This is a genomic window from Achromobacter marplatensis, assembly GCF_049060505.1.
GTDB lineage: Bacteria > Pseudomonadota > Gammaproteobacteria > Burkholderiales > Burkholderiaceae_B > Achromobacter > Achromobacter marplatensis_A.
The window spans coordinates 75,887-96,930 of sequence record NZ_JBMGRB010000009.1 but is presented as its reverse complement, the minus strand read 5'-3'; the positions used below and the strand labels follow the sequence as shown (position 1 = coordinate 96,930).

General features: G+C 61.8%; 15 protein-coding genes. 9 read left to right on the top strand and 6 right to left on the bottom strand.

The window, feature by feature from the left end; genetic code table 11:
* Positions 1-82 precede the first annotated feature (82 nt).
* The 6 genes from ACI0FO_RS21650 to ACI0FO_RS21625 all read left to right on the top strand — a co-directional run bounded on the left by ACI0FO_RS21650 (position 83) and on the right by ACI0FO_RS21625 (position 6,406).
* Positions 83-1,123 (top strand): substrate-binding domain-containing protein, encoded by a 1,041-nt coding sequence (locus ACI0FO_RS21650; RefSeq protein ID WP_416030013.1) that lies wholly within the window; start codon positions 83-85, stop codon positions 1,121-1,123.
* A complete protein-coding gene (locus ACI0FO_RS21645) occupies positions 1,120-2,640 on the top strand; it encodes a sugar ABC transporter ATP-binding protein (protein WP_416030012.1) in 1,521 nt (506 codons plus the stop codon). Before ACI0FO_RS21650 ends, ACI0FO_RS21645 begins: the two co-directional genes overlap by 4 nt.
* A complete protein-coding gene (locus tag ACI0FO_RS21640; RefSeq protein ID WP_416030010.1) occupies positions 2,640-3,680 on the top strand; it encodes an ABC transporter permease in 1,041 nt (346 codons plus the stop codon). Before ACI0FO_RS21645 ends, ACI0FO_RS21640 begins: the two co-directional genes overlap by 1 nt.
* Positions 3,677-4,657: an aldo/keto reductase gene (locus ACI0FO_RS21635; RefSeq protein ID WP_416030009.1), complete on the top strand. Its 981-nt coding sequence runs from the start codon at positions 3,677-3,679 to the stop codon at positions 4,655-4,657. Before ACI0FO_RS21640 ends, ACI0FO_RS21635 begins: the two co-directional genes overlap by 4 nt.
* Before the next feature lie 21 nt (positions 4,658-4,678).
* Positions 4,679-5,533, top strand: a complete 855-nt coding sequence (locus tag ACI0FO_RS21630) for a class I fructose-bisphosphate aldolase (RefSeq protein WP_416030007.1) — start codon at positions 4,679-4,681, stop codon at positions 5,531-5,533.
* A 72-nt stretch (positions 5,534-5,605) separates the two neighbouring features.
* Positions 5,606-6,406, top strand: coding sequence for an APH(3')-II family aminoglycoside O-phosphotransferase (locus ACI0FO_RS21625; protein WP_416030005.1), 801 nt, complete (start codon positions 5,606-5,608; stop codon positions 6,404-6,406).
* Between the two features lie 53 nt (positions 6,407-6,459).
* On the opposite strand, the gene ACI0FO_RS21620 is transcribed toward ACI0FO_RS21625, so the two are convergent.
* Positions 6,460-7,146, bottom strand: coding sequence for a response regulator (locus tag ACI0FO_RS21620; RefSeq protein ID WP_416030003.1), 687 nt, complete (start codon positions 7,144-7,146; stop codon positions 6,460-6,462).
* Between the two features lie 604 nt (positions 7,147-7,750).
* Between ACI0FO_RS21620 and ACI0FO_RS21615 the strand changes: the two genes are divergently transcribed.
* Together ACI0FO_RS21615 and ACI0FO_RS21610 are read left to right on the top strand one after the other, a co-directional pair.
* A complete protein-coding gene (locus ACI0FO_RS21615) occupies positions 7,751-9,385 on the top strand; it encodes a ShlB/FhaC/HecB family hemolysin secretion/activation protein (protein WP_416030001.1) in 1,635 nt (544 codons plus the stop codon).
* Between the two features lie 69 nt (positions 9,386-9,454).
* Positions 9,455-12,664, top strand: coding sequence for a filamentous hemagglutinin N-terminal domain-containing protein (locus ACI0FO_RS21610; RefSeq protein WP_416030000.1), 3,210 nt, complete (start codon positions 9,455-9,457; stop codon positions 12,662-12,664).
* Between the two features lie 134 nt (positions 12,665-12,798).
* On the opposite strand, the gene ACI0FO_RS21605 is transcribed toward ACI0FO_RS21610, so the two are convergent.
* The 5 genes from ACI0FO_RS21605 to ACI0FO_RS21585 form a co-directional block, all read right to left on the bottom strand.
* A complete protein-coding gene (locus tag ACI0FO_RS21605) occupies positions 12,799-14,049 on the bottom strand; it encodes a fimbrial protein (RefSeq protein WP_416029998.1) in 1,251 nt (416 codons plus the stop codon).
* 56 nt (positions 14,050-14,105) lie between these two features.
* Positions 14,106-14,816: a fimbrial biogenesis chaperone gene (locus tag ACI0FO_RS21600; protein WP_416029996.1), complete on the bottom strand. Its 711-nt coding sequence runs from the start codon at positions 14,814-14,816 to the stop codon at positions 14,106-14,108.
* A 53-nt stretch (positions 14,817-14,869) separates the two neighbouring features.
* Positions 14,870-17,443 carry a fimbria/pilus outer membrane usher protein gene (locus tag ACI0FO_RS21595; RefSeq protein WP_416029995.1) on the bottom strand — a complete coding sequence of 858 codons (2,574 nt, stop codon included), beginning with the start codon at positions 17,441-17,443 and terminating at the stop codon, positions 14,870-14,872.
* 160 nt (positions 17,444-17,603) lie between these two features.
* Positions 17,604-18,248, bottom strand: coding sequence for a fimbria/pilus periplasmic chaperone (locus tag ACI0FO_RS21590; protein WP_416030414.1), 645 nt, complete (start codon positions 18,246-18,248; stop codon positions 17,604-17,606).
* A gap of 126 nt (positions 18,249-18,374) precedes the next feature.
* The gene (locus tag ACI0FO_RS21585; RefSeq protein ID WP_416029993.1) at positions 18,375-18,953 is read right to left on the bottom strand and encodes a fimbrial protein; all 579 of its coding nucleotides are present in this window, start codon (positions 18,951-18,953) and stop codon (positions 18,375-18,377) included.
* A gap of 429 nt (positions 18,954-19,382) precedes the next feature.
* Here ACI0FO_RS21585 and ACI0FO_RS21580 point away from each other — a divergent pair, with 429 nt between their 5' ends.
* Positions 19,383-20,993, top strand: a complete 1,611-nt coding sequence (locus ACI0FO_RS21580) for an NAD(P)/FAD-dependent oxidoreductase (RefSeq protein WP_416029992.1) — start codon at positions 19,383-19,385, stop codon at positions 20,991-20,993.
* The last annotated feature ends 51 nt before the right edge of the window (positions 20,994-21,044 follow it).

Here is a 21,044-nt window from a genome sequence, read left to right as displayed (position 1 = left end):
CAACTAGTTGAGCCAAATCAGGCCCACCACCGGGTATCCACGCCAACAGGCAATGGATCAATGCGAGGAAAAGGAGCGCAACATGAGAAGAGATTTCTTGAAGACCGTAGCCGCTGCGGGCGCCAGCCTGGCAGGAGCCAATGCCTTTGCGCAAAGCGCGCCGGTCTCGCCGGGCACGGGCCTGAAAGGCGCCGCCAACGACGTCTATGTCATGAACGTCATGGTGTCCGGGGTGGAGTACTGGTTCCCGGTGTATGAAATGATGAAGCAGCTTGGCCAAACGCTCGGCGTCAAGACGCGTTACTCGGGCACGCCCGAGTACGACGTCAACAAGCAGTTGGCCTCGTTCGAACAGGAGCTCGCCCGCAAGCCCGCCGGGATCCTGCTGCACCCGATGAACCCTGACCCGTTCATCGAACCCATCAATCGCGCCGCGGCGATGGGCATTCCCGTGGTCACCTTCGCCGCCGACTCGCCCAACTCCAAGCGGGTCTCGTTCGTCACGTCAGACAATGAACGCGAAGGCGCGCAGGCCGCCGATGCGATCGCCGCCGCATTGAACGGCAAAGGCGATTACGCCGTGCTGGAAAATCCCGGGCAAGACAACCATGACCGCCGCATCGCGGCCTTCATCAACCGCATGAAGACCAAGCATCCGGGCATGAAGCTGGTGGGCCGCGCTGCCAGCAACCAGGATCCCAACAAGGCGTATCAGGCCACGTTGAGCCTGGCGCAGGCCAACCCGGGCCTGGCCGCCCTGTTCATGCCCGAAGCCAACTCCGCGCTGGGCGCCGCGCAGGCCAGCATCGAGACCAAGAAGAACATCAAGGTGCTGTGCTGCGACGTGAACGCCAAGATCCTGGACATGATCAAGTCAGGCGAAGTCTTCGGGTCCGTCAATCCGAACCAGGGCGTGCAAGGCTATATGGGCATGATGCTGCTGTTTCTGGCGCGCAACCAGCAACTGATTGATCCCATGAACGACGCCAAGCGCAACGGCACCAACCCGATGGCCGTGCCCTTTCTGGACAACGGCCTGTCCATCGTCAGCAAAGCCAATGCCGACGATTTCTACTGGGACAAGTACCTGGCGCGGCGCGGCACCAAGGGCATCAACGAATGACCGCGCACCCGCCCCTGCTGGAACTGCACGGCATCGCCAAGCGTTTCGGGGCGTCGCGCGCACTGGCCGGCGTGCATTTCTCGCTGCAACGGGGTGAAATCCATGCCCTGTGCGGCGAGAACGGCGCCGGCAAGTCGACGCTGATGAAAATCATCGACGGCATCCACGCGCCGGACGAAGGCGAAATCCGCTTGAATGGCGAGCGCGTGGTCATCGACGGCCCCGCCCACGCCATGCGGCTGGGCATCGGCCTGGTCCACCAGGAAATCGCGCTGTGCGGCGACGCCACGGTCGCCGAGAACATCTTCATGCCCGAGATCGCCGCCCGGCCCCGCGCCTGGATGGACTTCGCCAGCTTGAACAGGCGCGCGGCCCAGGCGCTGGCGCGGCTGGGCCAGCAGATCGACCCCGGCCTGCGCGTGGACGATCTTGGCATCTCCAGCCAGCAACTGGTTGAAATCGCCAAGGCGCTGACCCTGGATTGCAAAGTCCTGATCCTGGACGAACCCACGGCGGCGCTGACCGAGGTTGAATCGGCCGCCCTCTTCCGCGTGCTGCACGACCTGAAAGCGCAAGGCATCGGCATCATCTACATCAGCCACCGTATGGCCGAGATTTTCCAGCACTGCGACCGCGTCACCGTCCTGCGGGACGGCCACGACGTGCTGTGCGCCCCGCTTTCCAGCCTGACGCCCGATGCGCTGGTGCGCGGCATGGTCGGACGCGACCTGGGCTGCTACTACCCGCCGAAACAGGCGGCGGGCGAAGACGCCGCCCCCTTGCTGGAGGTCGACGACATCGCCGACGGCCTCTGTGTGCACGGCGTGTCTTTCACGCTTAAGCGCGGCGAAATCCTGGGCATCTCCGGTCTCATGGGCGCGGGGCGCAGCGAACTGGCCGAGACCGTGTGCGGTCTGCGGCGCGCGCGCCGCGGCGCGGTGCGGCTGCGCGGCCAACCCTTGCGGATACGCCGCTATGGCGACGCCCTGCGCCACGGCATCGCCTACCTCAGCGAAGACCGCAAGGCCGCCGGACTATTCTTGGAACTGCCCATCGAGCAGAACATATCGTCCATGGCGCTCGCCCGCATCAGTTCGCGCTTCGGCCTGCTGCGTCGGCGCGCGGAACGGCGTCTGGCCACCGAGCTGGGCGCCCGGCTCAAACTCAAGTCCAACGGCGTGGCCATCGACGCCGCCAGCCTGTCGGGGGGCAATCAGCAGAAGGTAGCGATCGCCAAGCTGCTGGCGACGCATCCCGCCGTGCTGCTGATGGACGAACCCACACGCGGCGTGGACGTCGGCGCCAAATCCGAGATCCACCACATCTTGCGCGACTTGGCGAGCCAGGGCGTGGGCGTAATCGTGATCTCGTCCGAACTGCCGGAAATCATCGGCCTGTGCGACCGCGCGCTGGTGATCCGGGACGGCCGGCTGGCCGGCGAACTGGCCGCCAGCGAAATGACCGAAGAACGGTTGCTGAGACTGGCTTCCGGCCTCAGCGCCCAGGAGACGATCTGATGTCCGAACTCAAACCTTCCTCCACGGCCGGCGCCGTCCTGGTATCCGACGGCGGCCTGGCCGCCGCGCGCCCCGCCGCCGGGCTCCCGTTGCGGCACCGGCTGGCCAGCATGCGCGAGGCCGGCCTGCTACTGATTATCGCGTTGCTTGCCATCGGCATGAGCTTCGCGTCACCCCATTTCCTGACCTGGGAGAACATCCGCGCGATGTTGCTGTCGTTCTCCATCGAAGGCATCGTCGTGGTCGGCATGACGCTGCTGGTGATCGTGGGCGGCATCGACCTTTCCGTGGGCTCGGTCGTCTGCATGGCCATGGTGATCACCGGCAAGCTGTTCCTGATGGGCGTCGACCCGTGGACCGCCAGCCTGGCGGCCATCGCGGCAAGCGGCGTCGTGGGTGCACTGATCGGCCTGTGCGTGACGCGCATCGGGCTAAGCCATTTCATCGCGTCGCTGGCTTTCATGGTGATCGTGCGCGGCTTGTCGCTGGCCATCACGCAAGGCACGCCGCAGTCGCTGTTCTCGCTGCCCGCGCAGTTCAAGTTCATCGGCCAGGGCATCATCGGCGGCATCCCCGCGGTCATCCTGATCTTCACCGCCATCGTCATCGTCAGCGACTTCGCCTTGCGCCGTGCCGCGCTGCTGCGCAAAGTGTTCTACACCGGCAGTAACGAAAAGGCCGCGCTGTACTCCGGCATCCGCACCGGCCGCGTGAAGTTCTGGGTCACCGTGCTGTGTTCGACACTGGCGGGGCTGGCGGGCGTGGTCTACACCGCCCGCTTCGGTGCCGCCACGCCCACCTTCGGCATGGGCATGGAACTGAACGTGATCGCCGCCGTGGTGATCGGCGGCGCCAGCCTGAAGGGCGGCTCCGGCACGGTCCTGGGCGCCGTATTGGGGCTGGCCCTGCTGTCCGTCGTAACCAGTTCCCTGATCCTGCTGGATGTCTCGCCGTACTGGCAAGACGTCGTCAAAGGCCTGATCCTGCTGGCCGCCGTCACCGTCGACCATCTTATGAACGTCAAGAAAGGACACCGATGAACATCACAACGCTGGGCGCATCCGGCATCGAATGCGAAACCGTCGGCCTGGGCACTTGGGCCATGGGGGGATGGATGTGGGGCGGCGGCGACGATGCGGCGGCTACCGACGCCATCCGCGCGTCCGTGGATGCCGGCGTGCGCCTGATCGACACCGCGCCCGCCTACGGCCTGGGACACGCCGAACGCCTGGTCGGCACGGCCCTGCAAGGACGCCGGCATCAGGCCGTCATCGCCACCAAGTGCGGGTTGGTATGGCACACGCAACAGGGCGCCCACTTCTTCGACGAAGACGGCAAACCGGTGCACCGCCACCTGGGCCGCGCGTCTATCTTCCATGAAGTGGAACAGAGCCTGGCCCGCCTGCAGACCGACTACATCGACCTCTACATCACCCATTGGCAGGACAGCGGCACACCCGTCGAGGAAACGATGGGCGCGCTGCTGGACCTGAAGCGCCAGGGCAAGATCCGCGCCATCGGCATCAGCAACGCCACGCCCGAAACGCTGGCTGAATACCTGCGCCACGGCCCGGTGGACGCCATCCAGGAACGCTACAGCCTGATCGATCGCGACATCGAATCCACGCTGTTGCCGCTGTGCCGCGAACACGGCGTGGCCTCGTTGGGCTATTCGTCGTTGGCGCTTGGCCTGCTGGCCGGCCCGATCGACCCCAGCCGGCAGTTCACAGGCGACGACCAGCGCGCCGGCAACCCGCGTTTCTCCGCCGACAACCGCGCGCGTCTGAAGGCCTTCTTCGACGCATTGGCGCCCTTGCGGCAACGCCTGGATTGCTCTTACGCGCAACTGATGATCGCCTGGACCACCCGCCAGGGCGGCGTCAGCACCGCCTTGTGCGGCGCCCGCACGCCGGCGCAGGCGATCCAGAACGCCAGCGCCGCCCGCCTCACGCTGGACCCGACCGCCCTCGCCGCCATCGACACGGCGGCCGCCCTCCATCTTGAAACGCTGGACTGAAGGACACAAGGAAACCTCCTCATGACGCATAACAAAGAAGCGCGCCTGAACCGCCTGCTGACCGTCGGGCGCTGCCTGGACATCGCCGTCGACCATGGCGTCTGCAACGAACCGGGATTCCTGGACGGCCTGGAAGACATGCCGGCCGTCATGGATCAATTGGTTGCGGCGCGCCCCGACGCCATCCAGCTCAATTACGGCCAGGCGGGCCTGCTGCAACAACGTCCGGGGCGCGACAAACCCGCGTTAGTCATGCGCCTGGACATGGGCAACCCTTACAACGCCACCACGCACCGCGTCATGTGGGCCGTACTGCAGAACACACAAGATCCCGTGCTGCCCGCCGTGCAGATGGACGCCGCCTGCGTCGTCGTCAACCTATTCATGCTGCCCGACGAGCCCGACCTTTTCCGCCAATGCGTGTCGAACATCGCACGCGTGCGCGCCGACTGCGACCGTTATGGCATGCCGCTGATGATCGAACCCCTGGTCATGGCGCCCCACTCCGCCGGCGGCGGCTACATGGTGGACGGCGACGCCGAGAAAATCGTGACGCTGGTCCGTCTGGCCCGCGAAATGGGCGCCGACATCATCAAGGCCGACCCCACCACCGAAACCCGGGATTTCCACCGCGTGGTGCAGGCCGCGCGCTGCCCGGTCTTGGTACGGGGAGGCGGCCGCGAAGACCTGCAACGCGTGTTGGGGCGATCGTGGGAACTGCTGGACCAAGGCGCGGTGGGCCTCGTGTACGGACGCAACGTCTACCAGCACGCCTCCCCGTCGGCAGTCGTGCGCGCACTGATGGCGATGATCCACCAGGGCGCCAGCGCGCGCGAAGCATGGCAGCAATACGAAAGCGGATCCAGCCGCGGGTAACGCCACACGTTGGCCCAGCCTGATTATCATGTCGAAGCTCGCTCCTGAGCCGCCATGTGAATCGGTAAGCCAATGGAATCGTCCAACGCAACGGAAAGCCGCAGCATCGCCCTTCCCGCCAAGTGGCGCGAAGACTTCGTCCACGCATCGCTGGAACCGCAATCCATCGGCGAATCCCGCGCGGACGTGTTCCGCGTGCGGCGCCCCAACCAGCCTGATCTTTTTATAAAGTCGGAACTTGCCGGCGCCGTAAGCGAGCTGCCGGACGAGATCAACCGGCTTCGCTGGTTGCAGCAAACCGGCCAACCCGCCCCGCACGTGGTGGACTCCGCGACGGAAAGCGGCCGCCACTGGCTTCTGATGACGGCGCTTCGCGGTACCGACCTGGCCAGCGCCGCCCTGCCTGCCGCGCAAGTCATCGGCGTGTTGGCGGCGGCATTGCGCGACTTGCACCGCCTGCCCATTGCCGCCTGCCCGTTCGACCACCGGCTGGAAGCGCGGATTGCGCAGGCGCAGCGCCACGTCGACGCCGGGCTGGTTGACGAAGCGGATTTCGACGACGAACGGCTGGGGCAATCGGCCAACCAGGTGTTGGCCGAACTGCTATCAAGCCGCCCGTCGACACACGATCTGGTGGTCACGCACGGCGACGCCTGCCTTCCCAACCTCATGGTCGACGGCCATCAGTTCACGGGTTTCATCGATTGCGGCCGCCTGGGCATCGCCGACCGCTTTCAAGACCTGGCGCTGGCGGCGCGAAGCATCGCCCGCAATGTCGGCGAGGAATGGGTGCCCGCCTTTTTCCGCGAATATGGTGTTGCACCCGATGCGCGACGCATCAACTTCTATTGCCTGCTAGACGAGTTCTTCTAATCGATAGGCAGGCTGGAAGGGGCGTGAACGCGGGCTGGGCCAGCCCCGCTGCGTTAATCAGGCGTTTGCAGGCCTATCGCGCCTGCCATGTCTATCGACGTATTTGCCCCATTGCCCAACACATGACGGATCAAATCGGCATCCGTCGTCACGCCCAGTTTTCTCATTGCGCTTCGCTTCTGGGTACTGATCGTCTGCACGCTCCGATGCACCATTTCCGCTATGTTGGTAATGGTGCCGCCCGCGCAGAATAATCGCACGACCTCAGCCTCGCGGGGCGTGAGCCGGCCCTCTCCGCCCATCTGCATATTATTCAGCAGCAGCTCTTTTATTACCGGCGAATAGTACTGCCGCCCGGCATGGACGGACTGCACGGCATTAATCAAATGGCTGGGAGAATCGCATTTACTGACGATCCCCAAGACATTTTGGCGCACCATCGCCCATACCAGTATTGGGCTATCGAACATGGTGTAGATGACAGTGCGCAGCGACGGATAGCACCGTTCCAGATAGGCCACCAACGCCAACCCATCACCGTACTTCCCCCCCGGCATCGAAAAGTCGGAAATCAGCACATCACAAGGGTTTTCATTCAGCAAATCCACCAGACCCGTGGAGTCTGTGGCTTGCCCCACGACCACCAACCCGGGTTTCTCGCTTAGCACCGACACCACACCCAGCGACACCGCAGGGTGATCATCGACAAGCACGACATATATATCGGTTTCAGACGCCAATGCACTTTTCCATATCAAGGGAGGAACCCGCTCGTTCGAATTTATTGTAGACGAGCGCCAGGTTTCGAGAATATTGAGACTCTGCACCCCGACCGCCCACGCTGACCCAAAATAAGACAACTTCAGCACCCGAAATTAGCCGCAAAACGAGCACCCATTGAACACCAGACCCCGAAAAAACGGTTATTCCTCTTGTTCTTTATTAGAAATACCATCCTAGCCAAAAATTAAACGATATTACTTTCGAATAACTACCCACTCAATTTCGTATCTTTCCTAACTCTCTTCGTCCTACAAAAACCTATAGTCACCCTCCGTGACAATCGAAGCATGAGAAATACAGCACGCAATAAATAAGTCGCCGCGCGCGCTGTTTTCGATGCACTCAGTGGTTATCGCACATTTTCAGAACGCGTTCGCGATCGACTCACGGAAACGACCTCACAACAAATAAAGGGCCGCTGCACGCAGCGGGTAGAACGACGTGATATTCCACGACACATGGGCGGCAGTGCGCCGGCGGATTTTCCGTGGGCGTCCCAATACCATTCCGGTATTTTTCACCGCAGCGGGCTTGCGCTGGCGACTGACGCTTGGCCTGTTCATGGCACTGCCTCCGCTAGCCGCTCTTGCCCAAATCCCGGACGCCGGCCGCGCGCTCAGAGAGCTTGAATCTACCCTGCCCGCGTTTACGCCGCCGGCTTCCCAACCCAGCCTGGACGTCGCCGCCCCGCCCTCGCGGCCTTCGGCCACCGGCCAATCTGAAGGCCCCGGCGTGCCCGTCAGCAGATTCCAACTGCGCGGCAACCAGACTTTCGATGATACGGAATTACTGCCTCTGCTTGCGGACCTGCCGGGCACCGAGCAAAGCCTTGATGGCTTGCGCGCCGCCTCCGACCGCATAACCAAGTTCTATCAAGACCATGGCTACCTGCTGGCCCGCGCCTACCTGCCTCCCCAGGACATCATCGACGGCGTCGTGCAGATCGCCATCCAGGAAGGCGTCTACGACGGCGTGACGCTGACCAACCAGACTCGCGTAAGCGACTCAGTCCTACTTCGAGCGCTTTCCCCCTTGCGCCAAGGCGACGCCGTGCATCTAGAGGCGCTGGAGAACCGCCTGATGCTGGTCAATGACATTCCCGGCGTCCAGGCCCAAGGCACGCTGCGCCCCGGCAAGGCGCCCGGTTCGACCGAGCTGCTCATCGATGCCGAGCCCGGCCCGTTGACCGCCGGCAGCCTGGATGTCGACAACTTCGGCGGCTACTACACCGGTGAATTCCGCCTGGCGGGCACGCTGGATGTGAACAGCCCCTTACACCTGGGCGACCAGCTGAATCTGCGCCTGCTTACCAGCGACAAGAAACAACGCTACTACCGTGTGGCCTACCAAGTGCCGGTTGGCGCCAGCCTGACGCGACTGGGCACCAGTGCCTCCAACATGAGCTACCAGCTGGGCCGGGACTTCGATCTGTTGGACGCGCACGGCAAAGCCTCGATCGTGAGTCTATTCGTGCAACAGCCGCTCTTGCGCAGTCGGAACCTCACGCTACAGGCCCAATTGCAGTATGACGACAAAAGCATGCGCGACGCCATGGATTTGTTTGAAATCGTCAACCGCAAGCACGTGGGCCTGTGGACGGCGTCCCTGAACGGCAGTCGAGACGATGGCCTGATGGGCGGCGGCCGCAGCGCGATGTACCTGTCCTATGGCATCGGTTCGCTGCAGCTTCGCGACCCCAACAGCCGCCAAGGCGACCGCCTGTACAGCCGCGCGGCCGGCAGATTCGGCAAGGCCAACATCACCCTGTTGCGCATGCAGAACCTGCCGGGCCCATTCATGCTGTCCGCGCAATTCAACGCCCAACTGGCATCGAAGAATCTGGACAGCTCCGAGAAATTCAGCTTGGGCGGCCCCTTTGGCGTGCGCGCCTTCCCAAACGGCGCCGCCAGCGGCGACGAAGGCTGGCAAGGCAGCCTGGACTTGCGCTACCTGCCCTTTCCCGGCCTGCAGCTTGCCGCCTTCATCGACAAAGGCGCCGTGCGCCTCAACAAACGCCCGTGGGCCAGCGGCCGCAACAGCCAGCAGCTATCCGCCATGGGCGTAAGCCTGATCCAAACCGGTCGGCAACACCAAATCACGCTGACGGCCGCATGGCCGCTGGAACAAAACAACTATCAACAAGAAGGCCCCAAGCGCGAACCACACTTGTGGTTCCAGGCGACCCGGCTCTTCTGACCCCAACGCCACAAGAGTTTTTCAACCCCGCGTCGGCTTACCCCAACGCGATACTTACCAGAAGGCACAATGAACAAGTCCTACACCGTCATATGGAATGAAACCAAGGGATGCTGGATCGTCGCAGGCGAAACCGCCAAGCAACGCGGCAAATCCAGCTGCTCGGGCGTTCGCGCCGGAGCCATGGCCGCCGTCGTGCTCGGGCTGTCGGCATTGATGCCAACAGCCTACGCGTTGCCCACGGGCGGCACGGTTACCCATGGCACCGCGCAGGTCTGGGAAAACGGCGCGGAAACGGTGATCAATCAGAGCACGCCCAAAGCCGTCATCAAATGGGATAGCTTCGGTGTCGACGCAGGCGAACGCGTCACCTTCAACCAGCGGGCCAGCGACATGGCGCTGAACTACGTTTCTGGTGCGTCTCCCACGGCAATCAGCGGCAATCTCTCCGCGCAAGGCAAGATCTTCATCGTCAACCCGCAAGGTGTCGTCTTCAACGCCGGCGCCAACGTGAATGTCGGCGGTCTGGTGGCCTCGACCTTGATGACGGATCCCGCAAGTTTCTACAACAACACCAACGGCGAATTCGTATTTGAAGGAACGACCACAAATAGCGTCTATAACTATGGCGCGCTGATCACCGCCCACAGTGGCGATGTGTTGCTGCTTGGCACCCAAGCCGTCAACACCGGCTCGATCCAAGCCAACGGCGGCACCACCGCCCTGGCTGCTGGCAGCAAAATCACGGTCAGCATGGGCAGTGGCTTGGTCAAACTGGAAATCAACGCCGCCGCTGCCGATGCCTTGGCACGGAACAGCGGCACGATCCGCGCAGACGGCGGACAAGTGCTGCTTAAAGGCAGCAGCAGCAACGCCTCGCCCCTCGCCACCGTAGTCAACAATAGCGGCGTCATCGAAGCCAAGACCCTCAACAATGTGCCTGGCAAAATCGTGCTGGACGGCGGCACACAGGGCATTGTGGAAGTCGCGGGTCGGCTAAGCGCCAACGCCCTGACTTCCTACGGCGATGGCGGCGCCATCGAAGCCTCCGGTGAACACGTTCGCGTCCGCCTGGGCACCAACATCGACACCCGCGCCATCAACGGTTACACCGGCACCTTCAAGCTCACCAGCAGCGACGTCAATGTCGAAAACACGGCGGCCATTTCCGCCCCGACCATTCATGCCGACACGCTGAATCGCAACCTCGTCAACACCAATATCGAACTGGCCAGTTCCGTCGGCGACGTCGTGGTGAACGCACCGGTGAATTGGAACACCGGCAATAGCCTGACGTTGAATGCCCAGCACGGCAGCGGCGGCAAGACCGCTCTGAATGGCGCAGTATCCGCGACCGGCACGGGCGCCACCCTAAACCTGCAGGCCGATGAACGCATCGACATCGGCGACCGGATTATTCTTAGCGGACCGAACTCCCGCATCACGCTGAACACCACGACCGCCGCTACCGGAACAGGAGGTTCCACGGGCAAACCCGCTACCGCAAACTACGTACTGAAGAATCCCAAAGCCAATATCACGCTAAGCGGCGTCGGCGCCACCTTCCTTTCCAATAACATCCTCCACAACATCATCCAGAACCAGGCGGCCCTGCAAGCCGTCAACAACAATCTTTACGGTTTCTACGTCCTGGGAACCGACCTGAAGGGTACGGGAACATTCCAGTCCATCGGCGGCGCCTACGGCACGTTCAATGGCACGTTCGACGGCATGGGCCACTCTTTGACAAAATTCGCCGTCTCTAGCGGCGGCGGCAACGTTGGCTTGTTCTCGTCGTCCGCGGGCCTCATCCGCAACCTGAACCTGGCATCGATGACGGTCACCTCGCCATCTGTCAACATTGCGTCGATGTCCATCGGGGCGCTGGCCGGCTACAACACGGGCCTGATTGACAACGTCAACGTCTCCGCATCTACCGTCAACGGCAACAGTTACCGGTCCAATATCACCGGTGGTCTGGTTGGCATCAACTCAAATGGGACTATCAGCAACTCGTCTTATTCCGGCGCGGTTCGCAGTGGCACATACACGGAGAGCATGGGCGGTTTGGTGGGCGCCAACCTGGGTGGCGCAGGGCTAATTGTCGCCAGCCAATCCAAGGGCACTGTCAGCGGCACGATGCAGCGCAACGACGTGGGCGGCATCGGCGGCCTGGTAGGCGCAAACCAGGGCACCATCGAATCTTCGAACAGCGCTTCCGCAGTCACCACCAGCACTGCAAATCTCAACGTCGGCGGGCTTGTTGGATCGAACCGCAACGGCACACTTGCCAACGTGCGCAGCACCGGGGCGGTGTCCGGCGGCGCCTCGAGCAACGTGGGGGGCCTGATCGGCGTCAATAACGGCTCCTTGACTCAGACTGAAAGCCGCGGTTCGGTCGTAGCCACGGCGGGCAGCTCTGTTGGGGGGTTGGTCGGTGTCAATAACGGCGGCCCCATCTCGGAATCCGGTGCATCCGGCAAAGTTTCCACGACCAACGGCTCGAACACGGGCGGTCTGATCGGCGCGAACAACGGCGGTCAAATTCGGGACGTTATTGCCAGCGGCGTTGTGGAAGATCGGCAATACGCGGGGAATATCGGTGGCCTGGTCGGCTACAACGGCGTCGGAGGAGCCATCGAAAACGGAGAGGCCAGCGGCGCAAGTGTCTCGTCTGCCTTCGCTAACGTCGGTACCCGCGTGGGCGGCCTTGTGGGTGCCAATAACGGCCAAATCAACTATAGCGTCTCGCGGGTGCAGAGAGTCAGCGCGGGCAACTACGCCACAGTGGGCGGCCTGACAGGCCACAACAGCGGCTCTATCCAGACTTCCAGTTCGACCAGCGTGGCCCAAGGCGGGCAATACAGCATGACCGGGGGTCTGGTAGGCGTGAACACCGGCAACATTTCCGGCGGCATCGCCACCGGTTCGGTCATTGGCCACCATTACGCCACCATTGGCGGCTTGGTTGCTCAAAACCAGATGGGCGGCGAGATCAAGCATTCCACATCAACGGGCCGCGTTACGGGGCAGCAATTTGGTTCATCCTATTACTATGGCAACGGCATGACGCTGGGAGGCCTGATCGGCATGAACCAAGGCGAGGTCACCTATTCCAAAACCGCTAGCCAGGTGGACTACCGTTACGGCAAGAACCAGACGTTCGGCGGGCTGGTCGGCATCAACTACAGCACGATGCGCGGCAACGCCGTGATGGGCCAAACGGGATTGATGCCGATAGCCGGCACCAACTACGGATTTATCGACATGGCCTATTAACGCTATTGAGCCGCTCGCTTGGCCGGGGTTAGCCCGGTCGCAATGAACAACGGCCGACGTAGAAATACGGCGGCCGTTTTCGTGGGTAAACATAAACCGATGACGTTAGTGTTCTGCCTTGCGTCAGAGCCGAATCAATCGTAGTAGATTTTGAAATTCACTTGGCTATCCGCACTGCCGCCCGTAACGCCGGACTGAATTTGATCTACCCGCTGATAGCGGGCGCCGAGCTTTATCTCTGCCGCACCATTTGCGGTCACGCCACCGCCGGGAATATCGTCGAAATCGTATTTTTTCCCCACGGCTCCGCCTTGACCAATGCTCAGCGGATTCCGAGGGTCCCCGCCTTGCCTTGTCAGAATGACGCCCAGGTTTTTTGCGGTCGTCCCTTCCCCTTGGTCTTTTAGTTGGAGAACATTGGTGCCGGGAATCAACCCGTATTGTGCGTTAAACGCGATCTTCGGCTTGGCGCCGGCTCCGCACGTATGGACGGATACTTCAAAAGGCACTTCCCTGCTGACGGCCCCGTTGGTGCGAAAATCGCCGGACCCATATTCTCCCATCGGCAACGAAAACCCGCCGGCAAACTTGGCATCCACCGTGCACTTTGCCTCGATTTGCGGGGCACCCCCACCGAACGTCAGAATGTCGACCACGCTATATTTGGCGGTGGTATTGCATATGCGCCTGCCATCGGGCGACTTTCCATCTGCGGCACTTGACTCCATGGGCGCGCCCATTGCTGGCGACTGGGCCGCCGTTCGTTGTACTCCCACGACTTCAAAGTCGATGGCAGGCCAATCTGGATCTATACCGCTCACGACATGTTGACCGGGAGCCACCGGCCCCGTCACCACCAGCTCAGCGAATAGGGAGTTTAGATAAAGTTCCGGCTTGCCGATAGGCCTTTCGTGGGCCGTAATAATTTTGGTGGAGAACAGTGTCAGGAACTTTCCCGCCCCCTGCGGCTTTACAGGCTCCCCCATGTTCAAGGCACTGGATACTCGAATACCCAGCCCCTTCACATTGGTCGGAATTACCGGCGTCGCATTATAAGGCGCACCAGCCCAGCGCGCGCCCACGATCAAGTTCGGATTAGCACCAATCGCGGCAACGGACGAGTACTCACTAGTTATCGTAATAGACAGTGTCCGAGTTGCGATGACGTTGTTTACCGTTGACGTGTCCAAGCCGGTTTTGCTCCATGGTGATGAACCGCCATGGCCTCCCGCACCAAATTGAAAGAGTTTGCACTGCTCAAGATAGTAATAGGCGAGCGCGGTTTGGGCCTGGGCGGCCGCCATCGCGCAAAAAAACAGCGCAGCCCCCAGCGCAAGCCGGCTGCCCTCTCGCCTGAGAGCCTTAAAAAAAGAAACGTTCTGCATAGCTGAATTTCTCCAATATTGCCGCCCCTCTTGTCAGGGACGCGCTCGTGACACGATTACGGCGCGGCGGCCTGAAGGGTTGCTGCACCAGAGATCACCAACCCCAAGTCATCGACGGCCTCGAATTCCAGCCCGGCGCCACTGCCAAGCGACGGGGCCGATCCGGCAGGCAACGCAAAGCGTTCCGTTGTCTTGGGCAGAATGGTCAACCCCGTCCACGCGATGGGTACTGGGCCGTTGCGCAGGCTTAATGTGGATAGCGACACGGCATAGGGCGTGGGGTTCTCGGCCTGGAGATACGAGGCCGCTTGCTTCGAGCCCCGGTGGTAGCTCCACCGCACTTGGGAGGGCGCATCGCCGGCCTTCCCAGCCAGGCCTTTCGGGCGGTACAGGACTTTCATCACATAGCTCAACACCACCTGCAACCGTTGCTGCGTGTCCTGTTTGGCGGGCGCATGCCGCAGGTTGATCCAGAACACGGTTTCCCTGTCCGGCGGTAATGGCTCGCCGGTGTATCGCAATTGCAGGGCCTTGCGCTGCCCCGGATCCACCCTAAATAGCGGCGGCATCAGCACAAATGGCACCTGCAGGCGGCTCAGGTCAGACTCCGGTCCACCGCGATCCAGCCAGGTCTGCACCAAGACGGGGTCATTGCCGGTATTGCGCAATGACACGATGATTTCTTTCTCGCCTTCCGGGTAGACGAAACGCGTACCCGTGACGGCCAGGTCGGCCCATGCTGGCGGGGGCACGGCGGCCGACAACATCAAGCAGAGCCGCGCCAGCCATCCGCACACGCGAGAGGATCGACAACGCGCGCTCATCGGCCCGCCAACGGAGATATCGGGGCGGCCTTGGCCGGCGCCGGCTTGCAGGGCAGTGCCAACGTGTCGTATCCGTCTTGCTTTTGGCCCTTGGCGCGCTCTGGCAATTGATAGTCGATCACGCACTGTTGATCGGGCTTGCCCCCCCACTCGACGCGGACCGACCCCTGATCTTCCTGTGCCCGCATCACGATGCGGCTACCCTGGCCTACCCCGCCGATCGAATCGCCGGTGGCGATATCGAACACATCCGCCCCGAACGGCAACGTGTCGCCGTTGGGCAGGCGGCTGTCGATAAGGACAGGCCGCGCCCGCCGCGTCGGATAAGACAGCAACACGACCGCGCCGGCACGGGGAGCCACACTGCGCGAACTATTCAACAGCTCCACGTCATCCGACATGTCTCCGGGATTGAGCTCCACCGTGTTGAGTTGATAGGGCGACAGGCTTGTGACCAACGCGTAACCGCGGCTATCGACCTTGTTCTGGCTGAATCCCACGCGGGCGTCCTCTGCATCAGGTGCATGCAGCAAGCCCACGGTTTCACCCAGCATGGGTGCGAACGTCACGCCGCCCTGGTGTGCCAGCACGCTGCCGCTGGCCCGCAAGGACCCTTGGCGATACCCGCTGCCCTGAGACGCGCTAAGGCCAACGTTGGCCGCAGACGCTCGATAGTCCAGATTGCCGCTGGCGGAATTGGCGCCGCCGCGCGTATCGCGCGACCCCGATAGGGAATAGGACATGTCGCCGCCCTGGTCCAGATAGCCCGAGACACCGGTCGAGACGTCCGTACCGCTACGGCTGTCGTGGTTTACGAAGGTCGTCAGGACGGGAGCATTGACGGCGCGGCCCAACGGGATGGAAATATTGAACGCCACTACCGTGCTCTTATCGCGGCCCGCCGCATATACCGAACTGCCCGGCCACATACTTTGCACGCGTTGCAAACTAAGCGAATACGTCACGTCGCGCCATCGGTTCGTGTAACCCATGCTGTAGCTCATGGCGCTGCCGGAGCGCTTCCAATATTGCGTTGCCGATCCGCTGGCATAGACCGTACCGAGCGACGAGCCGAGGTCTTGGCTGGCGTTAAGATCAAACCGGTTGCGCGGCCGGCCCAAATCGCCATATCTGCTGATCTGGCCTGCGTCCCGCATTGCGATGGCTTCGTTGAAACCCACGAAGCCGCTGGTGGAATACCGATACGCCAGCAATGAAAAGTTGGTGCCGCTGTTCGGCAGGTTCTTGCTATAGGCAAGGCGATAGCTGGAACCGGAAATAGTGCCCTGATTCGGAAGATTGGCGCTGGCAAGGGTGATATCGCCGCCAAACGCGCCCAAAGACGTATTGATTGCCGCCCCGCCCATCACTGATCCGTAATAATCGCTGGCCGCCAAGCCGCCATATCCCGTCACCATGTCGCTCAGGCCGCGCCTGATAACGCCTTCGAAGATATTCTGCCCGCTGCTGCGGCTGACAGATGACATCGCCCGCCCGAACGACACCGAATACCGCATGGTGCCCGGGCGCAACAATTCAACCCCGGTGGCAAAGGGCACGACGAATGTGCGCTCTTCGCCATTGGCCTCGACAATCTTGACATCCAGGTCTCCACCAAAGCCGGCGGCCTGCAGGCTGTCGATGGCGAATGGCCCAGGGGGCACGGTGGTTTCATAGATCAGGAAGCCGCGCTGGAAAACCGATACCGACGCATTGGTGGCCGCCGTGCCACGGATCACGGGTGCATAGTTGCGCAAGCTCTGCGGCAACATGCGTTCGTCGCTGCTGACGTTCACGCCCCGGTACGACACCGCGTCGAAGAAGTCGCCGCCCGTGGAGGTTTCGCCGATCAGCAATTGCGAACGCCAGGATGGCAGGTCGGTCGTGACGTAGGTCTGCCCGCGCTGATAATCCGCGCCCACGCCATTCGAGGCCCAGGTCAATGAACCGGAGTGGCGCAGGCGCCAAGCGCCAAGGTTCAGGCCGGCATTCAGCCCCGCATAGCCGCGCGTATAGCGCCGCCCCCTGCTTTCCATGGTGTTGATATTGGCGTTGTAGTTCAACCTGCCCGCCGTGACGCCGCTATCCCAATAGCGAGGGTCCACGTAGTTGTCCGCCAGCTCAGAATGCAGGTAGTACTTGGGAACGGTTAAGTAAAGCCGCTGCTCGCCCAAGTCGGTTTTGACGATTACTCCCGGTACAAACTGGTCCAGATCCTCGCAAACCAGGTCATCGCCCAGCGGCACGCGGCCCTGCTCGGCGGCATAGCGGGCGCTTAGCTGAACATCAAGGCCGGCACGCTGCAGGAAGCCGACGCTGTAGCAAGGCTGGCCCCCAAGGGCCTGCGAGCCGCGGTATTCGATATCCTGAGTGCCGCGCCATTTGCCGTTGACGTAGAGTTCCAGCCGATATTTGCCCGGCGCAACATAGCCGCTGCGCTCGAAGCGGGAAAGATCAATGGTGCCGCCCCCGATGCCGGGCATCAGAATCTGGGGATCGAATTGCACGACCCGCTTGGACTCCTGGGCAAGCGCGCCAGAACCAAACACGGTGGCCAACGCTAAGGACAACAGCCTGGGCTTCCATCGGGATCGTGCGTTGCCGCAACCACCTTCGCTACCACGTCGGCCAAACGCCAGACGTGTCTTACCCCGCAATGAAGCGTACATTCCCATGATCCAAATACAAATGCTGAATTGATTGGCAGCCGCGATTAGCCGCCGGGGGCATCTAGTGCGACAACGCGCGTTCCAACGTATGCCGGCCGCCGTAGTCGTTGATGACCTCGTAGTCGACGCGCATCTTGCCGATCTCGGCGGTGGCGCCCTTGGGCAGCTTGAAGCGCTCGACGCCATAGGGCACGACCATGCCTGCCCCCAAAGGAGTTGCCTTTCCGCCCACCACCGATTGGATGGACGACATGGACACGTGGTACGGCGTGGGGTTCTTGACCTCTAGCGCGGTGCCCCCTCCTGACGTAACCAGCCTCCATTCAAGCTTCGCCGGCGCGTCTTCTGCGCCATCCCGCAAAGCCGCGGGGCGGAAGAACAGCTTGATACGCGTTCTGAAGCTGAAAATCGCCGACGAGGTGGACTCGCTACGCGGAGGCGCCTCAAGCACATTGAGATAAAAGAGTGTTTCGCGGTCGTCCGGCAAAGGGCCGTTCGTGTACATCAGCCGAATGACGGCACTGGAGTTCGGGTCGATGCGGGTAAGGACCGGAGACACCGTGAAAGGAACCACCATATTGGCCGGCGCGATGCCCACGCCACCGTCGTCAATCCAGACCTGTGTAAGCATGGGTTCTGAACCCGCGTTACGCGCCCGAATCGTGACATCCTTGGCATCCGACGGGTATATCACCCTGGTTCCCATCAGCACTAAAGCCGCCTGCGCCGAACTGGCGCAAGCGGCCCAGGTCATGACGCCAGCCATTAACGCAACACAAATCCTACGCACTACTAGCGTCATGGTTACTGCTCCTACTGGCTCAACCGCCGATTACTGGTACGACACCATGAACGGAATAATCGAGTTAGCCGTGCCGGCCGAAACGTTACCGGCGGTGGAGACATAATTGGCGGAGTAAGTCAGGACACCGCCGGAAGCAGTCAGCAGCACCTTTTGCGGGTCTGTTTGAGCCCTGCCAAGGCGGATCTTGCCGGCCTTCCCATTGCCTGCGTCATTGATTTGGATTTGAATGCCGGTGGCGGGAGACGTGCTGGTGATCTTCAAGTTGCCCGACGTCTTGTCAACGTTGGCGGCGTCGTTGTCAAAGGCAACGCTGGCCTGCTTTCCCGTTGAGCATGCGTTCGTGCCGTCATCGGTCAAGCTGATGTCGAACGGCACAGCAGCAGTAGGCGTGTTGATAGCCGTGAAGAAGCCAGGCGTGTGTTCGCCCAGCGGCACTTCCAGAATATTGTTGATACCCGGAGCTTCACCATTGATGAGGCAAGTCGTATCGCTGATCTTACCCACGAATTTGACCTGACCATCCCATTGCGCGTGGGACACGCCGGGCGCCAAAGCCATCATCAATGCGCCGGCTGCGGAGAAGGATGCGAAAGTACTACGTTTCATTTTTGATTCCTGAGACTGATGGATTAACTGCTATCGCCATCAAGGCGTTTGCAGCCGACAGGCGACCTTGACGCGAGCACCGGGTTATCCAGGGCAAGCGCTGTATTTCCGTCGGGGTTTCGCCGCCGCGACACATGCGGTGGACAGGCATCACTTTAGTGATTGCGCCTCATCAAGTCCGTAGGAAATCGAACATAATCGATTCGTAGTAATCCGAATTTCCCGAGAGAAGAGCAGCGTCGCGCAGGCAACCACCTATGTGATTGTTTGCACGAGACCATTGGGGCGGGAAGTTGCGGAATGCCCGCTTGGCGCAAGGCCATGACACTGACTGATCGGTTGACGGGACGCCGCGCTGGCCCCTCCCCGCCGTCCAGTACAATTCCCGGTTTGGCGACGTTGTGATCGCCCATTCATCTGGACCCAAGCATGTTGCGACTGTCTGAAATCAAGCTGCCGTTGAACCACACCCCAGAGGAATTGCCCGCCGCGATTCTGAAAAAACTGGGCATCCCGGCCAGCGACCTGCACGGCTTCACCATCTTTTTGCGCAGCTACGATGCGCGTAAAAAGCACAATATCCTGCTGACCTACACACTGGATATCGACGTCGAAAATGAAGCAACGCTGCTCAAGCGATTTCATGACGACCGCCACGTCAAGCCGACGCCCGACACCGAATACAAGTTCGTCGCCCAAGCCCCCAGCGGCCTGGCCAAGCGCCCTATCGTCATCGGCACCGGTCCCTGTGGCCTGTTTGCCGGACTGGTGCTGGCGCAGATGGGTTTCAAGCCCATCATCCTGGAACGCGGCAAGGCGGTGCGTGAGCGCACCAAAGATACATGGGGCCTGTGGCGAAAGCGCGTGCTGAATCCGGAATCAAACGTGCAATTCGGCGAAGGCGGCGCGGGAACGTTCTCCGACGGCAAGCTGTACAGCCAGATCAAAGATCCCAAGCATTACGGCGAAAAGGTGCTTAAGGAATTCGTGCTGGCCGGCGCCCCGGAAGAAATCCTGTACGTCAGCAAGCCTCACATCGGCACGTTTCGCTTGGTGGGCATGGTGGAAGTCATGCGCGACACCATCACAAAGCTGGGCGGTGAAGTCCGGTTCTCCAGCAAAGTCGAAACGCTGCAGCGCGAAAACGGCCAGATCACGGGCGTGACACTTGCCAACGGCGAACACATCGAAGCCGATCATGTCGTATTGGCCATCGGCCACAGCGCGCGCGACACCTTCCAGATGCTGCACGACCAAGGCGTCTTCATGGAAGCCAAGCCGTTCTCGGTCGGCTTCCGGATCGAACATCCGCAATCGCTGATCGACAAGGCGCGTTTCGGCCCGAACGCCGGTCACCCGATTCTGGGCGCCGCGGACTACAAACTGGTGCACCACGCCAGCAACGGGCGGTCGGTATACAGCTTCTGCATGTGCCCGGGCGGCACGGTGGTGGCGGCAACGTCCGAACCCAACCGTGTCGTCACCAACGGCATGAGCCAGTACTCGCGCAACGAACGCAATGCCAACGCGGGCATCGTGGTGGGGATTTCGCCCGAGCAGGACTACCCGGAACACGTGCTGGCCGGCGTGGATTTTCAGCGCGCCCTGGAATCGCGCGCGTTTGAACTGGGTGGCGGCGATTACAGCGCCCCGGGCCAGTTGGTTGGGGATTTCATCGCGGGCAAGGCGTCGACGGCGTTTGGGTCCGTGCTTCCGTCCTACACGCCAGGCGTGCACCTGACCGACTTGGCTACCGCGCTGCCCGACTTCGCCATCACGGCCATCCGCGAGGCCCTGCCCGCCTTCGACCAGACCATCAAGGGCTACGGCATGCACGACGCCGTGCTGACGGGCGTGGAAACGCGCACGTCTTCACCGATTCGCATCAAGCGCGACAACGAGACGCTGCAAAGCATCAATACCAAGGGCTTGTTCCCGGCGGGCGAAGGCGCCGGCTACGCGGGCGGAATCCTGTCGGCCGGCGTGGATGGCATCAAGATCGCCGAGGCCGTCGCCTTGAGCATCATGAGCCGGGGATAGACCGGCTTGCCTTGATGCTTGGCTATGGCCGATGCCACGCGGCGGTTCGGC